The organism is Rhizobium sp. NPDC092011 (assembly GCF_044756305.1).
In the GTDB taxonomy this organism is placed as follows: Bacteria; Pseudomonadota; Alphaproteobacteria; order Rhizobiales; family Rhizobiaceae; genus Rhizobium.
In genome coordinates, this window is record NZ_JBIVSO010000001.1 from 1314136 (window position 1) to 1333776 (window position 19641).

Genomic DNA, 19641 nt, shown 5'->3' on the forward strand with positions numbered 1-19641 from the left:
CGATGGCGACCTACGACTATATCATCGTCGGCGGTGGATCCTCGGGCTGCGTTCTGGCGAACCGGCTGTCGGAAAATCCGGCGAATAAGGTTCTGCTGATCGAGTCGGGCCGGCGGGATGTTGATCCCTGGATCCACATCCCCGCGACCTTCTTCAAGGTGCTGGGCAAGGGCATCGATATCCATCCCTATGCCTCGAACCCCGATAAGGGCTTGAACGGGCGTCCGAGCATTACGCCGCAGGGCAACGTGCTTGGCGGCGGCAGTTCGGTCAACGCGATGATCTATGTTCGTGGTCATCGCAATGATTACGACACGTGGTCCCAGATGGGTTGTCAGGGCTGGTCCTATGACGACGTGCTGCCGGCCTTCCGTTCGCTGGAGAACAATGAGCGATTGAACGGCCAGTATCACGGCAACAAGGGTGGCCTGCACGTTTCGGATCCGCGTCATCGCCATCCGCTGAGCGAGGCCTTCATCAAGGCTGCGACCGAAATCGGCATTCCGCACAATGACGATTTCAACGGCGCGGATCAGGCTGGTGTCGGCTTCTATCAAAGCACGACGCATGGCGGCCGTCGCTGGAGTTCCGCGCAGGCCTTTCTGCGCGAAGCGGAGAAACGGCCAAATCTGACCGTGCTGACGCAACGCAAGGTCGCTCGCATCCTGTTCGAAGGAAGAAAGGCCGTTGGGGTCGAACTGCTCGATGGCGCGACCTTCAAGGCAGAGCGCGAGATTGCGCTGACCGCCGGTGCGATTGCCACACCAAAGATCCTGCAGCTATCCGGTATCGGCGATGCGGAGCATCTTTCATCGCTCGGCATCGAGGTCGTCGCCGATCTGCCTGGCGTTGGAGCGAACTATCAGGACCACCTGGAAGTGCCCGTGCAGGGGGAAACATACGAGCCCATCTCGATCCTTGGCCAGGACAAGGGGCTGAGGGCGGTGGGCCACATGCTGCGCTATCTGACCTCGCATAGAGGCCTGTTGTCATCGAACGTTGTCGAGTGCGGCGGTTTTGTCGATACGTCAGGGACGGGGCAGCCGGACGTGCAGTTCCACGTGCTACCGGTGCTGATCGGCTTCATCGATCGCGACCCGGAGCCTGGGCACGGCCTCAGCATCGGGCCTTGCTATCTGCGGCCGCGTTCTCGCGGCTGGATCAAGTTAAAGAGCGCCAACCCGACCGAGCAGACGGATTTCAACGCCAATCTGCTTTCCGATCCGTCAGATATCGAGACTTTGGTGCGCGGCGTCGAAACTGCGATCCGGATTCTCGATGCGCCGGCGCTTGCCAAGCTGGTCAAGCGTCGCGTGCTGCCGAAGCCGGGCGTCGAGAAGGACCCGGACGCACTGCGGGACTACATCCGCCAATCGTGCAAGACCGTATTCCATCCGGCCGGGACGGCCCGCATGGGCCGGGCAGACGATCCGAATGCTGTGGTGGGGCCGGACCTGAAGGTGCGCGGCATAGAGGGGCTGCGGGTCTGCGACGCCTCGATCATGCCGACCCTGGTTTCGGGCAATACCAACGCACCGACGATGATGATTGCGGCAAAGGCTGCCGCCTTCATGACAGGAAAGGCGATTTCGGGTTGAGCCTGCAATCGCCGGCATCAAGATCCCTGGGGAGCGGGGACAACAACTGGAGGAGAGAATGCCTATCAATCTCAGAGGGCTGGCGATCAGCCTTTTCCTGACGCTCGTTTCGGCGTTCAGTGCGCATGCGGCCGCATCCTGCGGCGACAATAGCGGCAAGCCCGCGACCGGCGAACCGATCATCATCGGCGCCATCACCGGCAAGACCGGCCCCGACGACTTCTCGAACTCGACCAAGGCGGCAAAGGCCTATTTCGATTGCCTCAACGCCAATGGCGGCATCAAGGGCCGACCGGTCAAATACATGATCGAGGACGATCAGTGGAATCCGGAGATCGCCGCGCAGCTGGCCGCCAAGCTCGTCAATGACCAGAAGGCAGTGCTGATGGTCGGCAATTCGAGCTACGTCGAATGCGGTGCCAATGCCGAGCTTTACAGAAAGGCCGGCATTCTGGTGCTGGCGGGTGTCGGCGTACCGCGCGAATGCTTCTTCGCCGGTAACATCGCGCCGACCAATGCCGGGCCGCGCGTCTCCATGCTGGGTGCGATGGGCTATGCGCTCGACAAGCTTCATGCCAAGTCGGTTGTCTGCATCGCTCCGAATATCCCCAATGTCGGCACATGGTCCTGCGATGGCGTCGCCTTGCTCGCCAAGGAAAAGGGTTTTGCGGCACAGACGATCCTGATGGACCCCGGTTCTGCCGATGCCACCTCCATCATCCTGCAGGCAGCGGCCAGCAAGCCTGACATTATCGTTCTCGGCCTCTCCAAGGGCGTCGCCGTGCCGCTTCTGACCGCAGCCGAAGAGCAGGGCCTGAACCAGTCGATCACCTTCCTCAGCGCTGCTTCGGCTTACGATCTCTCGGTTCCGTCGACCATCGGTTCGGGCTGGGACGGCAAGTTCTACGTCAACATGGAGTTCAATGATCTCGAAGCCACTACGCCGGACAATCAGAACTGGCTGGCTGTCATGGATCAGTACGGCCAGAAATCCGACCCGCGCGATACCTTCGCCCAGGCCGGCTATCTCGCCGCACGCATTGCAGAAAAGGCGCTGATGACGCTCGATCCGGCCAACATCAATCGCGAGACCGCCTCTGCCGCCGTGAAGCAGATCAAGGACTTCAAGAGCGATATCTTCTGCGCTCCCTGGTACTACGGCGATGGCCAGACACGTCACAATGCCAATTCGACGACACGCATGGCGGTTGCCGAAGGCGGCAAGTGGAAGGTCGTCTCCGATTGCGCCCCGTCGCCGGATCCGGAACTGAAGGATATCCGCGCCTTCGAAAAGTCGGCCGGCCTCAACTAAGCCCAGACCCTTGCCATCGGCTCCGCGGCGCTGACGCCGCGGAGCCGAGCGACCACACGCATCGGCCCGAAAACCGGGACCGATTTTCGGAAAGCTCGATGCGTTGATCTAGAATGTTACGGCGTCCCTTGCGTGTCCGAAGGACACGCTGCGCCGTAGAGGATCGATCCATGAACCTTCTACCCTTCGTCATTTCCGGCCTGGGAATCGGTGCCGTCTACGCATTGTCCGGCGTCGGCCTTGTCGTTCTGTTTCGTGCGACAGGCGTTCTCAATTTTGCGTTCGGTGCGTTCGGTGCCATTGGCGCCCATTGTGCCTGGCAGCTGCTTGAGTGGAAAATGCCGCTCGCGGTTGCCATTCTGGCGGCGGTCGTCGTCTCTACAACAATCAGCTTTCTGTACGGCCGCATCTTCGCGCCTCTGCTGTCGCATCGCGACATTGTCGTGCGCGCCGTGGGAACGCTGGCACCCGCCCTCCTGCTAATTGCGATTATGGGTGTGATCTGGGGTGAACTGCCGCGTCGTCTGCAGTTTCCGACCGACCAGATGTTCGTCACCCTGTTTGCCGTGCGTCTGACCTATACGCGCATCATCGCCATCATCCTCGCCGTCGTCATGGTGGTCGCGATCACGCTGTTGCTGAACCGCACACGGCTCGGCCTCGATATGCGCGCCCTGGCCAACGATCGCGATCTCAGCGCTATCCTGGGTGTACGCATTCTCTATACCGAAACCGCCGCCTGGATCATCACCGGTATATTCTCAGGGCTTGCCGGCCTGCTGCTTGCCGATCTCGTGCGGTTGCAGGGAACGTTCCTGACCTTGCTGGTCATCCCGGCGATTGCAGCCGCAATCCTTGGCCAGCTGCGCTCGCTCTGGGAAACGGCCATCGCTGGCATTCTCATCGGTATAGCCGAGGCCGTGCTGACGCCGATCGCCTGGATATCGCCCTATCGTGCGGCGGCTCCCTTCGTCATCGCGCTCGTTGCAGTCACCATCCTGGGAGGCACGGCGAGAGCCGCGTTGAAAGACCGATGACCGTTCAGGATCAGACAATCGCTTCCAACGCCGAAGGCCCAACGATGGTGCGCCTGCCCAAGCAGCTACTGCATGTCCCGGTGACGATGCTCATCTTCTCGCTCGTCGTCGCTCTCCTTGCCAATTCTTTCTGGCTATCGGCCGCTACCTCAGCCGTTGCCTTGTCGCTCTCCGTCGCCGGACTCGCCATTCTTTACGGCCAGCTTGGCCTCGTCTCGCTCTGCCAGTTTGCGCTTGTCGGTGTCGGTGGCTGGGTGACGCTCCGTATCGGCCACGCCTTTCATCCGCCTTTCGAGGTCAGCCTGCTCGCGGGCGGCATCGTCGCCTCGGTGGTGGGGCTGGCATTCGGCGTGCCTGCCTTGCGGCTGCGCGGCCTGTATCTGGCACTCGTCACGCTGATGCTGGCCGGTGCCTTCCAGATCGTCATTAGCGCCTGGGGTTTTCCGGACGGTGGTCCGGGCTTCCTTGGACGGGCAGATGGTTCCGGACGCGCAATGCTGGCAAGACCCGTTATAGCCGATGGCGAGGTTGCCTACTTCCTTTATGTCTGCGCGGCGGCGGCAATCGGGTTGTTGATTGCGCAGTGGCATAAGCTTGCCCGTCCAGGCCGCGCCTGGGCGCTCATCCGCAAGAGCGAGACGGTGGCCGTTGCGAGTGGCGTCAATGTCCTGATCTACAAGGCATGGGCCTTTGCGCTCAGCGGCCTTCTGGCCGGTCTCGCCGGCGGGCTGCTTGCCGGCAATGTTGGCCAGCTCGACGGCCGCGCCTTTGGCGCATTCGATAGTCTCAATCTCTTCGCGCTCGCCATCGTCGGTGGGGTCTTCAACTGGTACGGCGCATTGATTGCCGGGCTTCTGCTGCGCGCAGTGCCGGCGCTGCTGACCGATCTTGGCATCGACGGCTATGTGACGATCGGGATTTTCGGCATGGCGCTGTTCCATGCCTTGGCGACCGCCCCGACCGGCATCGCCGGCCAGATATCCGGTCTGATCGCCTGGCTCGGCGATAAGCTTTCCCGAGGGAGGGATCGATGATCAAGATCGACAATCTCGTCGTGCAATTCGGCGGCGTCAAGCCGATCAATGAGCTGAGCGCCGTGCTGACGGCTCCGGTGGCCGGGCTTATCGGCCCGAACGGCGCCGGCAAAACCACATTGCTAAACGTGCTCTCCGGCTTCGTCCGGCCGATCCAGGGCACGGTGTCGCTAGGCGAACAGCCGCTGTTGTCGATGTCGCCGCTTCAGCGCGTACGCGCCGGCCTGAGACGTTCGTTCCAGACGGAGCAGGTTGTCGAGGATCTGACGGTCGCCGGCAACATCGCCGCGATCGCCGACCATGTCGTGCCGGTTGGGCATCGGTCCGGTGCCGTGGACCAGGCTTTGACCTTCGTCGGTCTGATGTCGGCTGCCGATCGGCTGGGGCAATCGCTCAATCTGTTTCAGCGCCGCCTCGTCGAGCTCGCCAAATGCTTGGTCGGCAACCCGAAACTCATCTTGCTCGACGAGCCGGCAGCCGGTCTGACCGAGGAGGAGGGCAAGGCATTTCGCGAACTGGTTCTCCGCATCCCGGCAGAATTCAGAGCACAGGTGCTGATCATCGACCACGATGTCGATCTGATCCGTTCCATGTGCAGTGAGACTATGGTGCTCGACTACGGCAAGCTGCTGGCGCTCGGGCCGACCCATGCCGTGCTGGCCGATCCCAATGTGCGTCGCGCCTATCTGGGGGAGTTCTGAGATGACCGACACATCACAAGTCCATGTGGAAAACCTTGTCGTCGAGCGTGGCGGCAAGCGCGTTATTCATGGTGTTTCCTTCTCGGTGACCGCCGGCAAGGTTACGACGCTGCTTGGCGCCAACGGCGCGGGTAAGTCGAGCACCGTCATGGCCATGGCAGGCGCTTTGCCGCGTGGCGGTTCGGTGCGCCTCGATGGCGCCACGCTCGATGGATTTGCGCCCGATCGTATCCGCCGCGCGGGTCTTGCACTCGTTCCGGAGGGCCATCGCGTGCTGGGACAGCTCTCCGTGGAGGATAATATCCTCGTGGCCGCCCTCGATCCGTCGGCCAATGGCCGCAAGCAAGGGCTCGAGCGCGCCTACGAAATATTTCCCGAGCTTGCCGAGCGCCGCCGGCAATCGGCGTCGGATTTGTCCGGAGGGCAGAAGCAGATGGTGGCGATGGCCCAGGCTTTTGTTGCCAAGCCTCGCTTCATGATCGTAGACGAGCTTTCTCTCGGACTGGCGCCTGCCGTCGTGAAGCGGCTGGCCGAGGCGCTCAAGATCGCCGCGGCGGGCGGCATCGGCGTTCTCCTGATCGAGCAGTTCGCCAACCTCGCCCTCGACCTTGCCGATCAGGCACTTGTTCTGGAGCGCGGACGTCTCGTCTTTAACGGCTCCGCCGCCACTTTGAAGGCGCAACCGGATATTCTCCACGGCGCTTACCTTGCCAGCTGACAGGAAGGAGCTGCCATGACGTTTTCCTCCGATCTTTTTGCCGGGCGAACGGTCGTCGTCACGGGAGGCACATCAGGCATAGGTGCCGCCAGCGTGCAGCGCTTTGCCGGGCTTGGCGCCCGTGTCGTGAGTTGCGGTCTCGGCGCATCGAAGGCGCCCGCCGGGCCTCGGATCGAAAATCATGAGGTAGATGTGCTCGTGCCGGGGGCGCTGGACGCTTTCTTCGCATCTGTCGGGACGATCGATGTTCTGGTCAATTGCACCGGGGTCAGCCGCGATCGTGGCGAATGGTCGAAAGCCGTGTTCGACGAGGTCATGGCGATCAACCTGACCTCGGTTATGGATTGCTGCAGGCTGGCGCGCTCGCATATGAGCGCCGGCTCGGCGATGGTCAATATCGCGTCGATGTACTCGACCTTCGGCGCTGCAGACCGACCGGCCTATGCCGCGAGCAAGGGAGCGATCGTGCAGCTGACGAAATCGCTGGCGCAGGAATATGCGCAAGCCGGTATTCGCGTCAACGCCGTCGCACCGGGCTGGATCGTCACGCCCCTCAGTCGAGCGCTTTTCGCCGATGAGGCCGCTTCAGGACCTATTCTCCAGCGCATCCCCGCCGGCCGGTGGGGTGTTGCCGAGGAAATCGCCGATGCGATCATATTCCTTGCCTCGGAAGCGGCACGCTATGTTACGGGCGCGTGCCTGCCGGTCGATGGCGGATATCTTACCTCTTGAGGGTTCTATCATGGCTGCAGCGCTTCAACGTCATGTCGACATCGCCGGTGGGCGTGAGTTCGCCGGTCTGGCCCGCAATCTCTTCGGCAATGTCCGCCTTGATTTCGGCGCCGCCGATCAGAATAAAAGCCGCATGGTGTCGGCAATGCTCGGTGCATGCCGGCTGACCCGGTTGGAGGCCGAACGGCATGTCGTTTTCGGTGAGCGCGTCACGGCGGGCCCCGATGATCCGGACGCGATCAAGCTGATCTTGCAAACGGAGGGAACTGCCTCGCTGATGCAGGGCGGACAGCGTGCCCCGGTGCAATCCGATGCTCTGGTCATCTATGACCCACGTCGGCCCTACGTGCTGACCAACAGCACGCCCGTGCGCCAACTTCTGCTGCAGTTGCCACGGCATGCACTCTCCCATAGCGCCATTGAGCGGCTGTCGACACCTTTTACAGCCCATGCAGAGCAGGACGGCATGTGCCGCATCCTGCTGTCGTTGATGGAATCAACCATGCATGAGATCGGCCATCTCGATGAAGCCAGGCGCGCTGGCATCGGCCAGACCATGATTGATCTCGTTCGCACCGTGATCGGCGCAGATACGCAGCCGGCAAGGCCGGTTGCCAATCCGTTGGCTCTGCTGTTGCAGCGGATCAAGGAGTTTATCGAGGGCAATGTCGAGCGGCCGGACCTGACCATTACAATGATCGCGCGCCGTATGGGCTGCTCTGTGCGCTATGTCTATCGGGCATTCGAGGTCGAGTGCCTGACGCCTTCGGACTATATCTGGAATTTACGCCTGGAGAGGGCTGCCGCACAGTTGCGGGATGCCGGAGGCTATGCGGGCGAAATATCCGAAATTGCGTTTGCGCTCGGCTTTTCATCAAGCGCACATTTTTCCCGAGCCTTCCGCAACCGCTTCGGTGTTTCTCCGTCGCAATGGCGGCGGGCCTCGGCCGTATAAAAGGCGGCCCGACCTCGGGTCCGGCCGCCTCAACCGATCAACGCATCGATTCTACCACCCGAAGCGTATCGGTGAACTGTTCGAACCGACGGATCTTATCCTGTGCCACGCCCCAGACATGCACGACGCGAGCCTTGAATGGCTTGCCCGTCTGCTTGCTGGTGCCCGTGTACTCGCCGATGGCGACCACGTCGTTGCCGGCGTCGAGGAGCCGTTCGAGCGTGAACGTGTATCCGTCAAACAGTTGGCCAAGCGCCTGAAAGACGTTCTTGAAGATCTCCTGCGGGCCGACATAGGTGCCGACGCAGGGAAAACCGTCCATCTCGGTCCAGTGGCAATCCGGAGCGATGTCGGCCAGCATGCCATCCATATCGCGGCGGAGATTGGCGTCGTAATGCGCCTTCACAATTTCGAAAGCTGTTCGCATCGTGCTGTCCTTCACACTGGTTCCTGGCCGGGCAGGTAGTAGGTCATCGAAGCCTTGCGGATGAACGCACCGGCCGGGCTGTTCTGGATACGTCCGTCGCCAGTGATGCCGAGGAACTTGCCTGTGGAGCGCATGTCATTGAAATTGTAGAAGAATGTCGATGCGACTGCGATCTTGAATTCGCGGAAGGTGAAGATGTACTGGTTTTCGTCGAACTTGTAGGTGGTGGTCAGATCGACGTCGCCATGGCCGCGCTGAACGCCGACGAGGCATTGCCAGGCATAGCGCTGCGACGACAGGTACGTGTGCTCGTAGACATGGTTGGGGCTGTAGGTGAAGTGTGCCCGGAGGCCGATCAGGTCGCGGCTCTCAGCCGGAGCCTGTCCGCTGACAACACCGCCCTCAATGATGCCGGGACGGAAAATCTGTGCCACCTGCGGCTCGCCGACCGAATCTTTCAGCTCGCGAACGATCGAGTAGATCGACAGGGCGCGACGCGTCTCAACGTTCAGGATCAGCGTTTCCGCCTCCTTGGCGCGTCCGGCAAAGACGATTTCGACGAAATAGGTGTTCGGCGCGACTTCGATAACTTCGGCCTTATCCGTGGCGCTGTCCTTGCCGTCGGACCATTTGACGTCTTCCTTGCCAAAGGCAAGCTCGAGCTTGCGGCCATCGTCGAAGGCGACCTTGTGCGACGAGCCGGCAAGGGCATCCGTCGCCGGCAGGCGGTTCGTGTCGATGCCATAGGCGAACTGATCGTAGGTTTTCCAATCCTTTGGATTCTGGTTCATGTGTATTTCCTCCCCCTTTAATCCACAAATGCCAGTGTCGGCAGGTCGACTGTGCCGGCGCCGCCGTCGACGGTCAGGACCGCGCCGTTGATCATCGAAGCTTCACCCGAAGCGAGGAAGCAGACGGCATTGGCGACGTCCTCGGCAGTCGCCGGCTGCCCGAGCGGCACGTCCTTGGTGACGAGCGCATAGGCTTCCTCGATGCTGTTCAGCTTGTACTTCTCGACGATGAATTCCATCTGCTCGTCGGCCATGGCGGTCGTGACCCAGCCGGGGCAAACGGTATTGGTGCGAACGCCCTTGCGGCCGTAGTCGCGCGCCAGCGACTTCGCAAGACCGATGCAGCCGTGCTTCATGGTGACGTAGCCCGCGGCATCCGGTCCGGCAAAGAGCCCGGCGATCGAGGCAAGAACGACGATATTGCCCTTGTTCTTGATGAGGTGGGGCAGGGATTCGCGTGCGCTGACGAATGCGGTGTTGAGGTTCAGACGAACGGCAAGATCCCATGTCTCGTCCGACATGCTGACTGTCGGTCCAACACCGTGGCCGCCGGCATTGGCGATCAGGATGTTGAGCCCGCCATAGGTCTCGACGACTTTCTCCACTGCAGCCTTCATCGCGGCGCCATCGGCAGCATCGGCTGCAACGACAGTTGCGCCGATCTCTTCGGCAACGCTTCTAAGCGGCTCGGGACGGCGCCCGACGAGCGCGACATTGCCGCCTTCCTGGCGGATGCGGCGCGCGACCGCTGCACCGATACCCGTGCCGCCACCCGTAATCAGGGCCGTCTTGTTCTTGAAACGCATGTTTCCTCCTCTTGGATTTCTTGAGCATCATGGCCGATGCATTCGCTGGCGTCGCGTCCAGCTGTGCAGTCCGTTTTGACTGAGCGTGCACAACGGGCCCGATCACGCGGCTCCTCCACCGCATGATTGGCAAACGCCCCTCGCTGGTCTGTGAGAGGCGTCTGCGGAGATCAGTAAACCTTCGCGTCAGCAGGCGGCTTTGCTGCTTCAGCCTTCTTGAAATCATCCAGAAGCTTGGTGGTGGCATTGGCGAGAAGCGTCACGTCATTGCCGATCGCCACGAAGGTCGCCCCAAGTTCGAGATAGCGCTTGGCCAGTGAAAGGTCGCCGATCAGAATGCCGGCGGCCTTGCCATGCGCCTGAATTTTCGCAAGCGCCTTTTCGACCTCCGCCTGCACTTCCGGTGCGCCCGGCTTGCCGAGATAGCCCATGTCGGCAGCGAGATCGGCGGGGCCGATAAAGACGCCATCGACGCCTTCCGTCGAGGCAATGGCATCGAGCGCTTCGAGTCCCGCACGGCTTTCCACCTGCAGGAGCAGACAAATCTCGTCATTGGCCGTCGGCAGATAGTCGGGGATGCGATTGAAGGCGGAGGCGCGGGCAAGGGCCGCACCGACGCCGCGCACGCCATGCGGCGGATATCTGACAGCCTTCACCATGGTTTCGGTCATTTCCCTGCTGTCGACCATCGGGATGAGCAGGGTCTGGGCGCCGATATCGAGCATCTGCTTGATGATCCAGGTCTCGCCGATCGGCGGGCGGATGATCGCGTGGCTCGCCGTGCCCTTCATCGCCTGCAGTTGCGAGACGAGGAGCGGCACGTCGTTCGGCGCATGCTCGGCGTCCAGCAGGAGCCAATCGTAACCGGCGCCCGCTGAGATTTCGACCGTGTAGGCATTGGCGAGGGCCTGCCAGAGGCCGATCTGCGCCCGCCCTTCCTTCAATGCCTGTTTAAAAAGGTTCCTGGGCGCAGGCATGTCTTACTCCTTCATGCAAAGAACAGGCTGACCGATCCGTAAGGACCGAAATCGGCAGTGATCGTATCGCCGTGCCGCGCCTCGATCGGGCGGATGAACGAACCGGCAAGAACGATCTGACCGGCTTCGATACCGTCTCCATATTGCGACAGGCGGTTGGCAAGCCAGGCGATGCCACGCGCAGGCTGGTTCAAGACGCCGGCACCAAGGCCGGTTTCCTCGACCTCGGCGTTGCGGCTGACGATCGCGCCCATCCAGCGCATGTCGATCTGATCGGGCCGCACCGCGCGGCCGCCGGTGACAATGCCGGCATTGGCGGCGTTGTCGGAGATGGTGTCGACGATCGTACGCGCCTTCTTCGTCTCCGGATCGACCCGAAGGATACGGGTATCCAGGATCTCAAGGGCAGGGGTCACGTAGTCGGTGGCGTTCAGCACATCGAAGATCGAGACGTTCGGACCCTTGAGCGGCGCCTTCATGACGAAGGCGATCTCGGCCTCGATGCGCGGCTGGATAAAGCGGTCGGCCGGCACGGTCGCGCCGTCCTCGAAGATCATGTCGTCGAAGAGCACGCCGGAATCCGGAATGTTGATGTTGAGGGCATACTGCATTGCCTTCGACGTCAGCCCGATCTTCCAGCCGATCGGCTTGCGGCCAGCGGCGATCTTCTTTTTCACCCAGGCGCTCTGGACGGCATAAGAGTCGTCCATGGTCATCTGCGGGTGCTTCAGCGACAGGAGCCCGGTCTGGACGCGCGTCCGCTCGGCCTGGTCGAGGCTTTCTGCCGCGGCCTGGATTTCATCTTGCGATAGCATCAGAGCACCTCGTCGGCGATGGTGTTTTTGAGGATGCCGAGGCCATCTGCCTCGACTTCGACGACATCTCCCGGCTTCAGCCAGATCGGCGGGTCGAAGCGGGCGCCGGCGCCGGTCGGCGTGCCTGTCACGATGACGTCGCCGGGAACGAGCGTGGTGAAGGTGGAGATGTAGTTGATGATCTTGCGGAAGGAGAAGATCATCCGGCTGGTGCGGTCGATCTGGCGCACTTCTCCGTTGACGCGGGTCTTGAGTTCAATATCGTCGAGCTGGGCGGCATCGGTGAAGGGGATCAGCCAGGGGCCGATCGAGCCTGTATTGTCGAAGTTCTTGCCCTGGGTGACGTTGAACTTCGCGTGCCGCACCCAATCGCGGATCGTGCCTTCGTTGCAAAGCGAAAGAGCCGCGATATGCGAGAAGGCATCGGCCTCGGCAATCCGCCGGCCACTCTTGCCGATGACGATAACGATCTCGCCTTCGTAGTCGAGCTGGGGGCTTTCCGGCGGACGGATCAGCGGCTGCCCGTTGCCGGTGAACGAGCGCGGAAAGCGGATGAAGAGAGAGGGGTTGGAAGGGGCAGCCTGCCCATCCTTGTACTCCTCGTTGCGGTCGGGGAAATTGACCCCGACGCAAATGATCTTTTCCGGCGACGGAATGGGAATTTCGAAGCGGATGTCGTCCAGTGCGAAATCCGGCTTCAACGTCTTGGCTTCCTCTGCGAGCTGAACGAGGCGACCGGCCTCGATCACCTCACGCAGTGTCGGCCATGACGCGCCGTGGCGAGCGGAGAGGTCGACGACACCGCCGTCGACCGCAAGCCCGTAACCATGACGGCCGTTTCTCGAAAAGGACAGGAATCTTGGATGGGTCATGCTTTCATGGCCTTGTTTTGACCTCAGACGACGCCGCCGAGGCAGACATATTTGATTTCGGTGAATTCCTCGATGCCGTAGCGCGAACCCTCGCGGCCAAGGCCGGAGAGCTTGACGCCACCGAAGGGCGCTTCGGCCGTCGAGATCAGGCCGGTATTGACGCCGACCATGCCGTATTCCAGGGCTTCGGCAACGCGGAATACGCGGGCGAGATCCTTGGCATAAAAGTAGGAGGCAAGACCGAATTCGGTGTCATTGGCCTGAACGATGACATCGGCCTCATCCTTGAAGCGGAAGAGGGGAGCCACCGGCCCGAAGGTCTCTTCTTTCGCCACAGCCATGGCAGGCGTGACGTCGGCTAGCACCGTCGCTTCATAGAAGCGTCCGCCGAGCTGATGGCGATGACCGCCGGCAACGATGCGACCACCCTTGGAAAGAGCGTCGGCGACATGCTCCTCGACCTTGTTGAGAGCCGCTTCATCGATCAGCGGTCCGAGGTTGATGCCCTCGTCGAAACCGTTGCCGGTCTTCAGCGAACCCACAGCCTTGGCAAGCTTTTCGGCGAAGGCATCATAGACGCCGTCCTGCACATAGAGACGGTTGGCGCAGACGCAGGTCTGACCGTTGTTGCGGAACTTGGCGATCAGCGCACCTTCGACAGCCGCATCGAGATCGGCGTCATCAAATACGATGAAGGGCGCATTGCCTCCAAGCTCGAGGCCGAGTTTCTTGATGGTCGGCGCGCTCTGTTTGTAGAGTTCGGCGCCGACTTCCGTCGAGCCGGTGAAGGTGAGCTTGCGCACGACTGGGCTTGCGGTCATTTCGGCGCCGATGGCGCGGGCCGATCCGGTGATGACGCTGAACAGCCCCTTGGGCAGGCCGGCACGCTCGGCGAGGATCGCAAGGGCGATTGCCGAGAATGGCGTCTGGGATGCGGGTTTCAGGACCATGGCGCAGCCAGCGGCAAAAGCCGGGCCGGCCTTGCGGGTGATCATCGCATTCGGGAAATTCCAGGGAGTGATGGCCGCGACGACGCCGATCGGCTGCTTCATGACAAGGATGCGCTTGTCCTTCTGATGGCCGGGGATGATGTCGCCATAGACGCGACGGCCTTCTTCGGCAAACCATTCGATGAAGCTTGCGCCATAGGCAATTTCGCCCTTGGCCTCGGGCAGTGGCTTACCCTGTTCGGCGGTCAGGATGCGTCCGAGATCATCCTGGTTTTCCATCATCAGCTCGAACCAGCGCCGCAGAATGCCGGAACGCTCCTTGGCGGTGCGGGCGGCCCATTCCTTCTGGGTCACCTCGGCTGCAGCAATCGCTTTCTTCGTCTCGGCAGCACCCAGATTGGGAACCAGGCCGATGATCTCGCCTGTTGCCGGATTGTCGACCTTGATCGCGTTTGCGGGATCGGCTTCGATCCACTCGCCGCCGACCAATGCCGCCTGCCGGAACAACGTTGCGTCCTTCAATTTCATGACTATCTCCTCGCCTGGATAACGTTGAAAAGAGCGGGCGTTTTCGCCCGCTCTTGAGGGTAACGCTTAAGGCGCGATAATCGGCTGTGCCTTCAGTTCCGGTTCCGCGACTTCTGCGCCGGCGAACAGGCTACCATGTTCGAACCAGGATTTGGGAGCGGGTGCGCCCCAAAGTGTCTGGCGCTGCGGATCCTTGAGGTCCCACTTGATCGGCTCCAGATCGGGATCGACGGTCTGATAGTCAGAGCAGTAGATTTCGATGCGGTGGCCATCCGGATCGAGGACGTAGAGGAAGAAGGCATTCGAGATGCCGTGGCGTCCCGGGCCGCGCTCGATATTGCTGACCCAGCCGGTGGTTGCCATCAGGTCGAGAAGGTCGATGATGTTGAGCGGCGTCGGAACCCAGAAGGCGGTGTGGTGCAGGCGCGGGCCGCGACCATTGGTGAAGGCGATGTCGTGGACGCCGCCCTTGCGGTGCGTCCAGGCAGCCCAGAGACGACCGGTTTCGGCATCCTCGGTATATTCCGTGACGCGGAAGCCGAGTTCGTTATAGAAAGCCACGCTTTCATCGACATTGGTCGAGTAGCAGTTGAAGTGGTCGATGCGCAGCGGCTTGACGCCCTTGTAGAGCGCATATTTCTGATGGATCGGCGGCAGGCGATCCATCTTCGAGTAGAACTCAAGCGGAATGCCATGCGGGTCGCGGGTGCGGAAGGTCCGCGCCTGGTAAGGGCGCTCGACCCATTCCACCGGCAAGCCTTTGCCCTTGAAGAAGTGAGCGGCCTTGTCGAGATCCTCGTCGCCGAAGACCTTGAAGCCGAGGTCGCGGGCTTCCGCCTTGTCGGACTTGCGCAGGACGATGCAGTGATGGCCGCGCTCTTCGAGCGCCCGCAGGTAGATGGTGTCCGCCGTCTCATCCGTCACCTGCAGGCCGAGTGTGTCGACATAGAAGGAGCGCGACTTGGCAAGGTCAGTGACGCCGAATTCGACATGGCTGAGGCGCACGATGTTGAAGGGCGGATAGAGATTTGGTTTCGGCAGGGGCATTTGTTCCTCCTTTATGCGTATTGTCGGCTCAGCCGCCGAGTTTCTGGATTGCGTGTGGCTTGGTGGCGAAGGCGACGTTCTTGGTTTCCATGTAGAAATCGAACGACCAGTCGCCGCCGTCTCGGCCGATGCCGGAATTCTTGACCCCACCGAAGGGGGTGGGCAGATGGCGAACGTTTTCCGAATTCACCCAGATCATGCCGGCCTCGAGATGCTCGGTGAAACGGAACGCGCGGGTGACGTCCGAGGTCCAGAGATAGCCGGTCAGGCCATACTGGACGTCGTTGGCGAGCGCGAGCGCATCGGCTTCGTCCTTGAAGGGGATGGCGGTCAGCACAGGCCCGAAGATCTCTTCTTGTGCGATGCGCATCTGGTTGTTGGCGCCCGTGAATAGGGTCGGGGAGACGTAGCAACCGCCGCCCGGGCCATCGAACTTCTCGCCGCCGGCTGCAACCGTTGCACCCTCGGATTTGCCGATCTGGATATATTCCAGCACCTTCTTTTCGTGCACGGGATGGACGAGTGGGCCGACGACCGTTTCCGGGTCCAGCGGATGGCCGACCTTGATGCGCTTGGCCTTCTCGGCGACGATTGCGGTGAACTTGTCGTAGACGCTCTCCTCGACCAGCAGGCGCGAGGACGAGGTGCAGCGTTCGCCATTCAGCGAGTAGATCATGAAGACGGCGGCATCGGCGGCGCGCTCAAGATCGGCATCGGCAAAGACCACGACCGGGTTCTTGCCGCCAAGCTCGAAATGCACCCGCTTCAGCGTATCGGCCCCCTGCTTCATGATCATCGAACCGGTGCGGCTTTCGCCGACGAAGCCGATGGCCTTGATCAGGGGATGTTCCGTCAGAGCGCGGCCGGCATCTTCGCCCAGACCGTTGACCAGGTTCCAAACACCCTTCGGCAGGCCGGCTTCCTCGGCGATCTCCACCAGCAGGCGGGCGGTCAGAGGTGAGAATTCGGCTGGTTTGTGGACGATGGTGCAGCCGGCGGCCAGTGCCGGCGCGATCTTCCAGGTCGACAGCATGAAGGGCGTGTTCCAGGGCGTGATGATCCCGACCGGGCCGATCGGCACGCGCGTCGTCAGGTTGACCTGGCCTTCGGCGCGGATCGACTTGCCATCGCGCGCTTCCGGTGCGCGATCGGCGAAGAAGCGGAAATTCTCGGCGCCGCGCAGGGCGGCCTTGGCCATGAATTTCAGCGACTGTCCGGTGTCCATGCATTCGACGAAGGCGATCTCTTCCGCGCGGGCCACGATTGCATCGGCGATCTTATGCAGAAGCTTCTTGCGGGCGTCACCCGGCATGGCAGCCCAATCGGCAAAGGCAGCCTTTGCGGCTTTGGCGGCGCGGTCGATATCGGCAGCCTTGCCGCGGGCGACGGTGGCAAGCGGCTTCAGATCGACCGGCGAAATGGTTTCGAAGGTCGAACCGTCAGCGGCAGAGACATCCTCGCCGTTGATGCGGTTGAGAACACCGCGTTCCTTGAACCGGGCCAGAAAGCTTTCGGCCTTTGCGATGTTTTCCTGCAATTTGGACATCGTCTATTTCCTTGATGTTGTCTCGTCCCGTCGGGCGGGCGTGGTCACTTGCCGCGAAGCCGCGGATGGATGGCATTCTTCTTCCAGCTGAGCTCCGCATCGATCTCGCGAATCTCCAGCGACAGAGCGAAATGCGGAGTCGCAAAGAGGGGGCTCAGAACCTCCGTTGCCGCAGCAAAGATCGCTTCGCCGGTATGCTTCTTTTCCTCAGCCGTGCGTCCCTTGCCGATGCGGAAATTCAGATCGACAAAGGCGTTCTCCGGCAGCTTGTCGGCGATAGCGTAGTGATCCGCGCGAAAGGCGCGCACGCGCACGGCCCCGATCTCGAAAAGACCGGTTTCCAGCACGGTCTTCAGCAGTCGTTCGCAAAGCGCGTCGATATCGGCGCGGCCTTCCAGATTGGCCGAATACTCGATGGCGAGATGTGGCATACGTCCTCCCGATCCCTCATTTACTTAACACGTTAATAAATTTCCGAGAGAAGTCAAGCGATGGTGTTCAGCTTTCTTGCCATCTCCAGACTTTCGTTGACGTAGCGGGCAAGGCGCGGGGCAGAGTTCGGAATCTCGGGCCGCTCGGCGAGCCATCCGATGTAGGTGAGGCTGCGCAGAACCATGAAGAGCGGAAGGAATTCCAGCGTTGCGTCGGATAGCATGCGCTGGCTCCGATAGCCTGAAATCAGCGCTTTTTCGATTTCCGGATAAGCAGCTTCGTTACGGTTCTTCAGCAGGGCTGTCGCAAGATCGAAGAGGCGGAAGCCATATCCCGCGTCGTCGAAATCGATGAAGGCGACGTCGCGGTCGTTGTCTGTGAGGAAGATGTTCTCGCGGACGAGATCGGCATGGATCAGGCCATAGTCGAGGCCGTTCTCCTGCACCTTGGCGAGCGCTTGGCGCAGTTGGTCCCGCAATGCCGTCAGCGCTGCGGCGTCGCCTTGCGAGAGGCCAAGGCAATCCCAGAATCGTCCCCATAGCGGCTTTTCGCCCACCAGGCCATCTGCATCCCATGCCGGACGACGAAACCGCTCCGGCGGCGCCCAGGCATCGGCGAGATTGTGCATGATCGCCATCGAGCTTCCAACGCGGGAGAAGATTTCCGCCTGTTTTTCGGCCGATTGCGCCAGAGGTGTGCCGCTCTGGCCGAGCGGCGTGCCGTCGATCCAGCTGACAACGTCGGCATGCTGTTCGGAAAATTGCCGGTTGGCCGGCAGCCGAACGAGGCTTTGCCTGTCGCTTGTAGGAACAGGGGTCGGCACGTTGAGTTCTCCGAGCCGGAGTGCAGCCATCAGGTGCAGTTCCGAGCGCAGGCTCATCTCGTCATGATAACCCGGACGATGCAGCCGAAGAGCCGCATATTGTCCGTCGTCGAGAGTGATGCGAAAGACAGCATTCTCTCGATATTTCATCAGCACTGGTTCATCGGCCTGAACCGACCAATGGTCGAGCGCCTCCAGTGCGCGCTTCTGTAGCGCGTCCCGGACGGCCTGTGGCAACTCGTCAGCCATATCAGCCTCACAAGCCCGACAGCACGTCGTCGAAAATCGACAACATGAAATCGGCATTCTCTGTGGTGAAGGGCATGGGCGGCCGGATTTTGGTCGCGCATTGATGAATGCCGATCTTACCCATCAGCACGCCCCGTTCGCGCATTTGATTGACGATCCGGGTTGCCTGTGCCGCCGCGGGTTCCTTGGTTGCACGGTCGAGCACGAATTCCGTGCCCATGAAGAGGCCGCTTCCGCGCACGTCGCCGATGATCGAGTGTTTTTGCGCGAGTTTCTGGAAGGCAGTGCGCGTGTATTCGCCAACCTTGCGGGCATTTTCGATGAGGTTTTCGTCGTCGATGACGTCAAGAACCGCCATCGCGGCCGCGCAGGAGACCGGATTGCCGCCGAAGGTATTGAAATAGCGGAACGCCTTGCGGAAGGCATTCACCGTATCGATGTTGGCAACGACGCCGCCGACCGGATGGCCGTTGGCCATCGGCTTGCCGAGGGTGACGATGTCGGGAACGATGCCGGCGTGCTGATGCCCCCACATATGTGTGCCGGTGCGGCCGAAGCCGGGCTGTACCTCATCAGTGATAACGAGACCGCCAGCCTTGCGGACGGCGGCGACCGTCTTGTCCAGGAAACCCGGCGGCAGATCGGGAAAACCTTCATTGGCAAAGAACGGGTCGATGATGATGGCCGAGAAGCCGTGCGGGCTGTCCTGCAAAGAGGCAATCGCCTTCTCGACTTCTGCTGCAAAAGCCGTGGCAAAGGCGTCTCCGCCTTCGCCGCCGAGCGGCCGATAGCTGTCCGGCGCGGGCACATGCCGGACATGGCCACCGAAGCCGCCGACCGGCGGCATGCGCGTCGACAGTTGTGACACGGCGGTCGTGTTGCCGTGATAGGTGTGGTTGGTGGCGATGACGCCGGTCTTGCCGGTAACGGCCTGCGCCATGCGCAGCGCCACGTCGTTTGCTTCGCTGCCCGTGCAGGTCAGGATCGCCGCGTCGAGACTCCTATCGAAAGTCGACGTCAGCCGCTCGACATAGTCGAGGATGCCCTCATGCAGGTAGCGCGTATGGGTGTTCAGCGTCGAGGCCTGGCGCGTGATCGCCTCGACCACGCGCGGATGGCAATGGCCGACATGCGGCACATTGTTGTAGCAGTCGAGGTACTTCTTCCCGCCGGCGTCCCATAGCCAGACGCCTTCGCCGCGCACCAGATGAACCGGATCTTCGTAAAAAAGCGACATGTTGTGGCCGAGGAGCCGCTCGCGCCGCGCGATAAGGGCTGCATTGTCCGACAT

Annotated in this window: 20 protein-coding genes; 8 read left to right on the forward strand and 12 right to left on the reverse strand. The window is 61.5% G+C overall.

Annotation, left to right across the window (positions count from 1 at the left end):
- The first annotated feature begins 2 nt into the window (after nt 1–2).
- From ACIQJ2_RS06020 to ACIQJ2_RS06055, 8 genes are all read left to right on the forward strand, one after another.
- Nucleotides 3–1598: a GMC family oxidoreductase gene (locus ACIQJ2_RS06020; RefSeq protein ID WP_400667816.1), complete on the forward strand. Its 1596-nt coding sequence runs from the start codon at nt 3–5 to the stop codon at nt 1596–1598.
- Nucleotides 1599–1656: 58 nt separating this feature from the next.
- The gene (locus tag ACIQJ2_RS06025) at nt 1657–2910 is read left to right on the forward strand and encodes an ABC transporter substrate-binding protein (protein WP_400667818.1); all 1254 of its coding nucleotides are present in this window, start codon (nt 1657–1659) and stop codon (nt 2908–2910) included.
- A gap of 170 nt (nt 2911–3080) precedes the next feature.
- A complete protein-coding gene (locus ACIQJ2_RS06030; RefSeq protein WP_199148274.1) occupies nt 3081–3947 on the forward strand; it encodes a branched-chain amino acid ABC transporter permease in 867 nt (288 codons plus the stop codon).
- Complete coding sequence (locus ACIQJ2_RS06035; RefSeq protein WP_400667821.1) at nt 3944–4981, forward strand: branched-chain amino acid ABC transporter permease; 1038 nt, start codon at nt 3944–3946, stop codon at nt 4979–4981. The genes ACIQJ2_RS06030 and ACIQJ2_RS06035 overlap by 4 nt, the downstream gene beginning before the upstream one ends.
- On the forward strand, nt 4978–5682 hold the full coding sequence (locus ACIQJ2_RS06040; RefSeq protein WP_400667823.1) for an ABC transporter ATP-binding protein: 705 nt from the start codon (nt 4978–4980) through the stop codon (nt 5680–5682). The genes ACIQJ2_RS06035 and ACIQJ2_RS06040 overlap by 4 nt, the downstream gene beginning before the upstream one ends.
- Before the next feature lies 1 nt (nt 5683).
- Nucleotides 5684–6400: an ABC transporter ATP-binding protein gene (locus ACIQJ2_RS06045; protein ID WP_400667825.1), complete on the forward strand. Its 717-nt coding sequence runs from the start codon at nt 5684–5686 to the stop codon at nt 6398–6400.
- A 15-nt stretch (nt 6401–6415) separates the two neighbouring features.
- Nucleotides 6416–7132 carry an SDR family NAD(P)-dependent oxidoreductase gene (locus ACIQJ2_RS06050; protein ID WP_400667827.1) on the forward strand — a complete coding sequence of 239 codons (717 nt, stop codon included), beginning with the start codon at nt 6416–6418 and terminating at the stop codon, nt 7130–7132.
- 10 nt (nt 7133–7142) lie between these two features.
- The gene (locus ACIQJ2_RS06055) at nt 7143–8087 is read left to right on the forward strand and encodes a helix-turn-helix domain-containing protein (protein WP_400667829.1); all 945 of its coding nucleotides are present in this window, start codon (nt 7143–7145) and stop codon (nt 8085–8087) included.
- 37 nt (nt 8088–8124) lie between these two features.
- Here the strand turns inward: ACIQJ2_RS06055 and ACIQJ2_RS06060 are convergent, their stop codons facing one another.
- The 12 genes from ACIQJ2_RS06060 to ACIQJ2_RS06115 form a co-directional block, all read right to left on the reverse strand.
- Nucleotides 8125–8514, reverse strand: coding sequence for a nuclear transport factor 2 family protein (locus tag ACIQJ2_RS06060; RefSeq protein ID WP_199148280.1), 390 nt, complete (start codon nt 8512–8514; stop codon nt 8125–8127).
- An 11-nt stretch (nt 8515–8525) separates the two neighbouring features.
- Nucleotides 8526–9305, reverse strand: coding sequence for a MoaF C-terminal domain-containing protein (locus ACIQJ2_RS06065; RefSeq protein ID WP_199148281.1), 780 nt, complete (start codon nt 9303–9305; stop codon nt 8526–8528).
- A 17-nt stretch (nt 9306–9322) separates the two neighbouring features.
- Nucleotides 9323–10111, reverse strand: a complete 789-nt coding sequence (locus ACIQJ2_RS06070) for an SDR family NAD(P)-dependent oxidoreductase (RefSeq protein WP_400667832.1) — start codon at nt 10109–10111, stop codon at nt 9323–9325.
- A 170-nt stretch (nt 10112–10281) separates the two neighbouring features.
- The gene (gene hpaI / locus ACIQJ2_RS06075; RefSeq protein WP_400667834.1) at nt 10282–11088 is read right to left on the reverse strand and encodes a 4-hydroxy-2-oxoheptanedioate aldolase; all 807 of its coding nucleotides are present in this window, start codon (nt 11086–11088) and stop codon (nt 10282–10284) included.
- An 11-nt stretch (nt 11089–11099) separates the two neighbouring features.
- Nucleotides 11100–11903 carry a 2-oxo-hept-4-ene-1,7-dioate hydratase gene (gene hpaH, locus ACIQJ2_RS06080; RefSeq protein ID WP_400667836.1) on the reverse strand — a complete coding sequence of 268 codons (804 nt, stop codon included), beginning with the start codon at nt 11901–11903 and terminating at the stop codon, nt 11100–11102.
- Nucleotides 11903–12775, reverse strand: coding sequence for a fumarylacetoacetate hydrolase family protein (locus ACIQJ2_RS06085; RefSeq protein ID WP_400667838.1), 873 nt, complete (start codon nt 12773–12775; stop codon nt 11903–11905). The genes hpaH and ACIQJ2_RS06085 overlap by 1 nt, the downstream gene beginning before the upstream one ends.
- Before the next feature lie 23 nt (nt 12776–12798).
- Nucleotides 12799–14253 carry an NADP-dependent succinate-semialdehyde dehydrogenase gene (gene gabD, locus ACIQJ2_RS06090; RefSeq protein WP_184705524.1) on the reverse strand — a complete coding sequence of 485 codons (1455 nt, stop codon included), beginning with the start codon at nt 14251–14253 and terminating at the stop codon, nt 12799–12801.
- Nucleotides 14254–14319: 66 nt separating this feature from the next.
- Entirely contained in the window at nt 14320–15300 is a 981-nt protein-coding gene (gene hpaD / locus ACIQJ2_RS06095; RefSeq protein WP_184705525.1) for a 3,4-dihydroxyphenylacetate 2,3-dioxygenase, read from the reverse strand.
- A 28-nt stretch (nt 15301–15328) separates the two neighbouring features.
- A complete protein-coding gene (gene hpaE, locus ACIQJ2_RS06100; protein WP_400667841.1) occupies nt 15329–16846 on the reverse strand; it encodes a 5-carboxymethyl-2-hydroxymuconate semialdehyde dehydrogenase in 1518 nt (505 codons plus the stop codon).
- A gap of 44 nt (nt 16847–16890) precedes the next feature.
- The gene (locus tag ACIQJ2_RS06105) at nt 16891–17277 is read right to left on the reverse strand and encodes a 5-carboxymethyl-2-hydroxymuconate Delta-isomerase (RefSeq protein WP_199151331.1); all 387 of its coding nucleotides are present in this window, start codon (nt 17275–17277) and stop codon (nt 16891–16893) included.
- Nucleotides 17278–17330: 53 nt separating this feature from the next.
- Entirely contained in the window at nt 17331–18350 is a 1020-nt protein-coding gene (locus ACIQJ2_RS06110) for a homoserine kinase (protein WP_400667843.1), read from the reverse strand.
- 7 nt (nt 18351–18357) lie between these two features.
- Complete coding sequence (locus tag ACIQJ2_RS06115) at nt 18358–19641, reverse strand: aspartate aminotransferase family protein (protein ID WP_400667845.1); 1284 nt, start codon at nt 19639–19641, stop codon at nt 18358–18360.